Below are 6219 nucleotides of genomic sequence, written 5' to 3'. Positions count from 1 at the left end.
CCTGTGAGGCGCTTCGTGTTCGTCGCGTGCTGATGTGCGCGAGCGATTGTGGAGTCCACCGACAGTGACCAGTCCACCAGCCCGGCCTCGTCCGCGGCGGCGGTGAGCTTGGCGAGCACCTTGTCCCAGGTGCCCCCGACGGCCATGCGGTGATGCCAGGTCCACACCGTCTGCCACGGCCCGAACACCTCCGGCAGATCCCGCCACGCGATCCCGCACCGATACCGGTAGACGATGCCTTCGACCATCAACCGAGCATCTGCGAACGGCCGCCCCTTCCGCCCGGTCGGGCGGGGCAGCATCTCCTCGATCAACGACCACTGGGCATCCGAAAGCATCTGAAACCGCGTCACGAATTCAGACTCTCAGCGCGCTGCCGATCTATTTGTCAGACACGCCCTAGGCGAAGCGCACCCAGTTCGCGCCGGCGCCGGTCTCGGCCTGCTGCAGCAGCTCGAGGTCGGCGCCGTCGACGGCGTAGAGCGAAACGGTCGTCGAGCGCTCACCCGCCGCGACGAGGAACGCGCCGTCGTCGCTGAGCGCGAAGCCGCGCGGCTGCGGCTCGGTGACGGTGAACGAGGTGGCCTCGGACACGGATCCGTCGGCCGCGACCGCGACGGGCGCGAGGGTGCTCTCGCTGCGCTCGGACGCCCAGAGGAAGGCCTCGCCCGCGCCGAAGTGCAGGTCGGCCCCCCAGATGAGGTGCTCGGCCGTGGGGTCGGCGCCGAAACGGCTGTGCGAGAGGCCCTTCGTCGGGTCGAACGCGGCGGCGCGGTCCGAGAGCTCGATCGCGCCGGTCTCGGCGTCGCGCGCGAAGTGGAGCACCTCGGCCGAGTACTCCGTGAGGACGTACACGGCGTCCTGCGCGGCGTTCAGCACGAGGTGGCGCGGCCCACTGCCGGCGGGAGCCGAGACCGTCGCGGGCTCGAGGGCCGCGAGGCTCATGTCGTCGCCGATCGAGTACTGCGCGACGAGGTCGGCGCCGAGCGAGACGAAGTAGGCGAAGCGGCCGTCGGCGCTCGGGCGGACGGAGTGCAGGTTGGGGAACTCGATCTCGCTCGCGGGCTCGGCGATCACGCCGTCGTCGATCGCGGCCGAGAAGCCGTAGCCCGCACCGTAGGCGGCGCCGAGGATCCCGGATCCGTCGCGCGTGAGCTCGAGGTAGTTCATGCCGCCGCGCGGCAGTTCGAGGCGGCTCAGGGGCGTGAGGGCGCCGGTCTCGCGGTCGAGCGCGAGGGTCTGGACGCCGGCGGGCGAGCCCTTGACGGCGGCGTAGACGAGATCGCGGTCGCGGTCGACGGCGAAGTTCGAGCAGCCGGTCAGGCCGCCGGAGACGGCGAGGCGCTCGAGCTCTCCGTTCGCGAGCCGGAAGGTGCTGATGCTGCCGTCGCCGGCGTTGGCCACGAGGACGAGAGAGGAATCTGCCATACCTCGATCGTAGGACGGAAGGATGTCGGAGCTCGTCGATACGGTTGTCGCGTGAACATCCTCGTCTCGATCGCGATGATGCTGTCGGCGTTCAGCCCGATGGTCGTCATCATGGTCGTGCTGTTCCCGCCCCTGCCGATCTGGTGGGCGGACGCGATCGTCGTCGCGGTGCTCGTGCTCCTGATGTTCGCGCCGCTCCTCGTGATCCGGCGGCTGCGCGCGTCTCGCCAGCCCGTCACGCTGCGGGCGGCGAAGATCCGCCGCCGCGACGCCGAGGTGCTGCGCTTCCTCTCGTCGTTCATCCTGCCCGTGACGGTCGCGTTCTTCGCGCCGAGCGACGTGCAGACGGTCGCGACGGGCGCGATGCTCGTACTCTTCGCCCTCGTGTACGTCTTCGGTCAGCTGCAGTACCTCAACCCGCTCTTCGCGGCCGTCGGGTATCACCTGCACTCGGTCGAGCTCGACGACGGGCGCGACGTGTACCCCCTGTCGCGGGGGCCCCTCCCGCACCCGAGCGCCCCGATCGTCGCGGTGCGCTTCGCCGACCACATCTACCTCCGGGAGCCCGCCGCATGACAGATTCCGCCCGCACCGGCCTCCTCGCATCGCTCGCGCGCCTCCGCGCGTCGTCAACCGTCGCCACCTACCTCCTGCGCGGCGCGTCGATCGACGACGCCGAGGCGTCCGCGATCACGCTCGACCGTCAGCTCGCCGAGCAGATCCGGGGCGACGTCCTCAGCTACGCCGACGCCATCGCGTCGCGCGAGTTCGTCGCGTACGACCCGTCCTTCCAGCTGGCCTCGAACCAGGTGTTCGCCGCGGGCGTCGACGACGCGCCGGGCGTCGGAGCGCTCGTCGATCGGCTGCGCGCGAAGGGCATCGGCAACGACGTCGCGCGGAAAGACGCCCCGGGAGTCGTCGCGATGGCGCATCGGCTCGAGGGCGCCTCGGCCGACGACGACGTGTTCGTCGTGCGCATGACGGGCGCGGGGATCGCGACGAAGCGGGCGAACAGCGTCCTCGCCCTCACCCCGGCCGAGGGCGTCTTCTCGCGGGTCCGGGCAGAGATCGTCTACTACGAGCCGCGCTTCGAGGCGCTCGTGCACGGCGACGACGTTATCGTGAGCCAGGCGACCCTCCTCTCGCGCCGGTTCGCCGCGCCCGCGGCGTCGGAGCGCGCGGCGTCGGTCTTCGCGACGGCGACGTCGGGCCTCCGGATCGCGGGCGGGTCCGACCTCGCCGAGGCCGTCGCGAGCGACCCCGCGATGGTCGCGAAGATGATGGCGCTCGACCGCGTGATGCAGTCCGACGCCGACTATCGCGAGATGCTCACGATGCCGCGGATCACCGCCTTCCTCGCCGAGAACCCCCACATCGGCGTCGACGTGCGCGGCGCGGGCGACGCGGCCGAGCTCGTCTTCGACCCCTCGCCGCAGACGCGGTACCGGATCCCCAAGCTCCTCGCCGACGACTACCTGTCGTCGACGCTCTCGGGGCGCCAGTACGAGGCGGGCTCGAAGCAGCGCCTGTCGTGAGAACGCGAAAGGCCGCCCCTCTCGGGACGGCCTTTCGGGGCGACGACGCGCGCGATGCGATCCGGTGGAGCTGCGGGGAATCGAACCCCGGTCCAACGCTGGGTCACTGGGGATTCTCCGGGCGCAGTCTGTGGAGGCGTTCTGCTCGGCTCCGACCTTCAGCACAGACACATAGGTCGACGAGCCCAGTCGAGGAAGAGTCCCGCACCGCGTCTCGACACCACGGTGCAGCAAGACCCCTAGATGACGCCAGGGTCCGTGGCGGGGTCACACACGGTCTGACGGACTATCGGGCTCGCTTACGCAGCGAGGGCGAAGTCAGTGCGCTTGGAGTTGGCACTTATTGGTTTGCCGGGGGCGTTAACGAGATAACCCGACGTTCTCGGCCCGCTTCTCGCAGATCAGCAGACGCTGTCGAAACCGATCAGCCCCGTGGATCCTTCTTCGAAGGGAACCGCATTGCGCGCGCTTTTGAGTTGCCAGTCTCGGCCAGGCCGAGCAGTTCAGTCTACGCCCGAACGGGGCGCGTCGTCCAGCTCGGCACCGATCCGCCGGGGCCTGCTCTCACGCTGCGCTCATGCTCCTCTCCCGCGCGGCGGGTCGCGGAGACCGATCGCCCGACCACCAGTCGGGCGGGGTGAACCGCACCCGGCCCCCGGCATCGACAGCGACCACCCACCCGTCGTCGTGCACCCGGTGATGACACGCCGTGCACAGAAGCACCCCGTTGCGCAGGTCGGTCCCGCCTCCCCGCGACCACCACGCGATGTGATGCACGACCGTGTGCCCCGGCGGGGCACCGCAGAACGCGCACCCCCTGTCGCGTTCGACGAGCGCGAGCTTCTGCGCCCGAGTGAAGAGGCGCTCGCGCCTCCCGAGGTCGATCGTCGCACCCGCCCGCCCGAGGACCTGCGGGACGACCTCGGCGTCGGCCGCCATGCGCCGCACCGCCTCGACCGAGACCGGGTGCTCCATCCCGTCGACCCGCACGAGAGCCCGTCCGTCGGGCCCGCGCACCTCGCCGCCCGTGAGCCCCGTGCGGTCGAGGAGGTCGTCGAGCGTCATCCGCACGACGATCGTCGTCGTAGGGCGGGTGGGGACCACCTCGCACCCGAGGGCGTGAAGGGCGAAGGCCGCGAGGGCGTCGGCACGGATCTGCCCCAGGGTCCTCTCGTCGCGTCGCATCGCATCGTTCTCGTGTTCGTTCGAGCGGATCACCCGGGTGACCTCGGCCTCGAGAAGCGTCACGATCGGGGCGGCCGTCTCGGCGTCGAGCCGCGCGTCGATGCGCGTCATGCCGTCGGCATCCTGCCGGATCGTCAGCGCACGCGCGGCGCGGTTCCGCTCGTGCCGGTCGGAGACCGCGCGCGGGCGAAGCGCCGCCTCGGTCTCGAGGAGGAGCCGCCGCACGTCGCGCGGGGTGAGCCCCGGGATCCGCCCCACGAGCGCGCGCTCGACCTCATCGAGGCGCCCCGCGGGAACGTCGAGCGTCGGAGCGTCGAGGAGGTCGATGATCGCGCGCGCCTGCTCTGCCGTGAGGGCCCCGGCCACGAGCGCGGCCGCAACGTGCGGATGCCGGGCCGGCTGCTCCTCGCCCGCGAGGCCCACGCGCGGGGCCGTCGCCCGGCCCACCTCGACGAGCGTCGCCGCCTCGCGCGGCGTCGTGCCCGCGACGGTGGAGATGAACGCGTTCGGGTTCGCGAACCCCGCGCGGCGGGCGAGGGACTCGCGCCCGCGGTCGCGCGACGACCGGGAGTCGACCTCGGCTGCGACCGTCGCCGACAGCGCGTCGAGCGCCCGGCGCGCCTGCCCGATCGCGAACAGCACCGACGTCAGGGCCTCCCCCGAGAGCGCTGTCGGGTCGGCGGCCGCGCACGCGTCGCCGATCAGCCCTGCGGCCTGATCGAGGAGCTCGCGCGTCGTGGTCATGCTCTCATTCCACGCGCGACCACCGACACACGAAGCCCAGGTCAGGGTGCGAACCCGGAACTGTGGATGAGTCCGCGGAATCGGCACCTGTGGACGTGCTGACCCCGGGCCCGACACGCCCGACGACGGGTGCGCGCGGCGGGACCCCGCCCGACCGGCGGCCTCGCGCGACCCGCGCGGCGGGGCCGCCGCGGCGCCACCGCATAGGGTGATCCCATGGCAGGGGCACGGGCGACGATGCGCGACGTCGCGCAGCTCGCGGGGGTGTCGACGAAGACGGTCTCGAACGTCGTCACCGGCGCCGCGGCCGTGCGGCCCGAGACCCGCGCGCGCGTCGAGGCGGCGATGGCCGAGCTCGAGTTCGTCCCGAACCTCAGCGCCCGCGAGCTGCGCAACGGCCGCACGGGCGTCATCGGCGTCGCCCTCCCCGACCTCGGAACCGCTTACTCGGCCGAGCTGCTCCACCACCTCGTCGAGGCGGCGCACGCGCGCGGCTTCTCGGTGCAGATCGAGGAGACGGCCGCCGACCCCGCGCGCGAACGCGAGCTCGTCTCCCGCGCCCAGGCGCGCCGCGTCGACGGTCTGATCCTCAACCCCATCCGCCTCGAGGACACCGTCGTCACCCGCACGGAGCACCTTCCGCCCGTCGTCCTCATCGGCGAGGTCGAGCAGCACGCGGTCGACTCGGTCCTCGTCGACAACCGCACGGCGGCGGCCGCGATCACCTCCCACCTCATCGAGCGCGGCGCGCGCCGTATCGCGATCATCGGCGGGCGCGACGACGGCACGGGGCTGTCGACGGCGACGAGCCGGATCCGCCTCGCGGGGGCCGGCGACGCGCTGCTCGCCGCGGGCATGGCTCTCGACCCCGCCCTCGAGATCGCTCCCGACGCGTGGACGATGGGCGGGGCGGCCGCGGCCGTCGAGCACCTGATCGCCTCGGGCACCGAGTTCGACGCGATCGCGGCGTTCACCGACTCGATGGCGATCGGCGCCCTCAGCGCGCTCCAGGCGCACGGGATCCGCGTCCCCGACGACGTCCTCGTCACGGGATTCGACGACGTCGAGCCCGCGTCGTTCGCATCTCCCCCGCTCACGACCGTCGGCTTCGACCTCGCCGAGCTGTCCCACGCGGCCGTCGGCCTCCTGACCGACCGCATCGAGGGGCCGGACGGCGATCCGCGCTCCGTCACGGTGCCGTTCCGCGTCGTCGAACGCGCCTCCACGACGCGCGCATAACGAGCCTCTTGCGCTCGGCCGCGACGGCCTGACATGATGACCTCGTTGCACCGATTACATCGATGTAATCCATCCCCGTCACGAAGGA

6 protein-coding genes and 1 other RNA gene are annotated in these 6219 nt (G+C 71.9%); 3 read left to right on the top strand and 4 right to left on the bottom strand.

All coding sequences use genetic code 11. From position 1 onward, the window contains the following. Together H576_RS0110355 and H576_RS0110350 are read right to left on the bottom strand one after the other, a co-directional pair. Positions 1-353: transposase (locus H576_RS0110355; protein WP_029150882.1), on the bottom strand; the 353-nt coding region annotated here is incomplete at its 3' end. A 46-nt stretch (positions 354-399) separates the two neighbouring features. Beyond that, a complete protein-coding gene (locus tag H576_RS0110350) occupies positions 400-1428 on the bottom strand; it encodes a lactonase family protein (RefSeq protein WP_029150881.1) in 1029 nt (342 codons plus the stop codon). Positions 1429-1479: 51 nt separating this feature from the next. Between H576_RS0110350 and H576_RS0110345 the strand changes: the two genes are divergently transcribed. Then, positions 1480-2004 (top strand): hypothetical protein, encoded by a 525-nt coding sequence (locus H576_RS0110345; RefSeq protein ID WP_029150880.1) that lies wholly within the window; start codon positions 1480-1482, stop codon positions 2002-2004. Continuing rightward, a complete protein-coding gene (locus H576_RS15350; protein WP_036320429.1) occupies positions 2001-2963 on the top strand; it encodes a hypothetical protein in 963 nt (320 codons plus the stop codon). Before H576_RS0110345 ends, H576_RS15350 begins: the two co-directional genes overlap by 4 nt. Positions 2964-3025: 62 nt before the next feature. Here H576_RS15350 and ssrA read toward each other — a convergent pair. After that, positions 3026-3395, bottom strand: a transfer-messenger RNA (tmRNA) gene (gene ssrA / locus H576_RS16415). A gap of 132 nt (positions 3396-3527) precedes the next feature. Then, positions 3528-4892 (bottom strand): HNH endonuclease, encoded by a 1365-nt coding sequence (locus H576_RS15345; RefSeq protein WP_051172599.1) that lies wholly within the window; start codon positions 4890-4892, stop codon positions 3528-3530. Between the two features lie 216 nt (positions 4893-5108). Here H576_RS15345 and H576_RS0110330 point away from each other — a divergent pair, with 216 nt between their 5' ends. Then, positions 5109-6131, top strand: coding sequence for a LacI family DNA-binding transcriptional regulator (locus H576_RS0110330; protein WP_036320426.1), 1023 nt, complete (start codon positions 5109-5111; stop codon positions 6129-6131). The last annotated feature ends 88 nt before the right edge of the window (positions 6132-6219 follow it).

The organism is Microbacterium indicum DSM 19969, from assembly GCF_000422385.1.
Lineage (GTDB): Bacteria > Actinomycetota > Actinomycetes > Actinomycetales > Microbacteriaceae > Microbacterium > Microbacterium indicum.
The sequence above is the reverse complement of the archived record's forward strand: the minus strand, read 5'-3'. Positions and strand labels throughout refer to the sequence as shown.

Bases quoted from the DNA above. Each gene is read 5' to 3' on its own strand.
- H576_RS0110350 (WP_029150881.1), bottom strand. From the start codon at position 1,428: ATGGCAGATTCCTCTCTCGTCCTCGTGGCCAACGCCGGCGACGGCAGC.
- H576_RS15350 (WP_036320429.1), top strand. From the start codon at position 2,001: ATGACAGATTCCGCCCGCACCGGCCTCCTCGCATCGCTCGCGCGCCTC.
- H576_RS15345 (WP_051172599.1), bottom strand. From the start codon at position 4,892: ATGACCACGACGCGCGAGCTCCTCGATCAGGCCGCAGGGCTGATCGGC.
- H576_RS0110330 (WP_036320426.1), top strand. From the start codon at position 5,109: ATGGCAGGGGCACGGGCGACGATGCGCGACGTCGCGCAGCTCGCGGGG.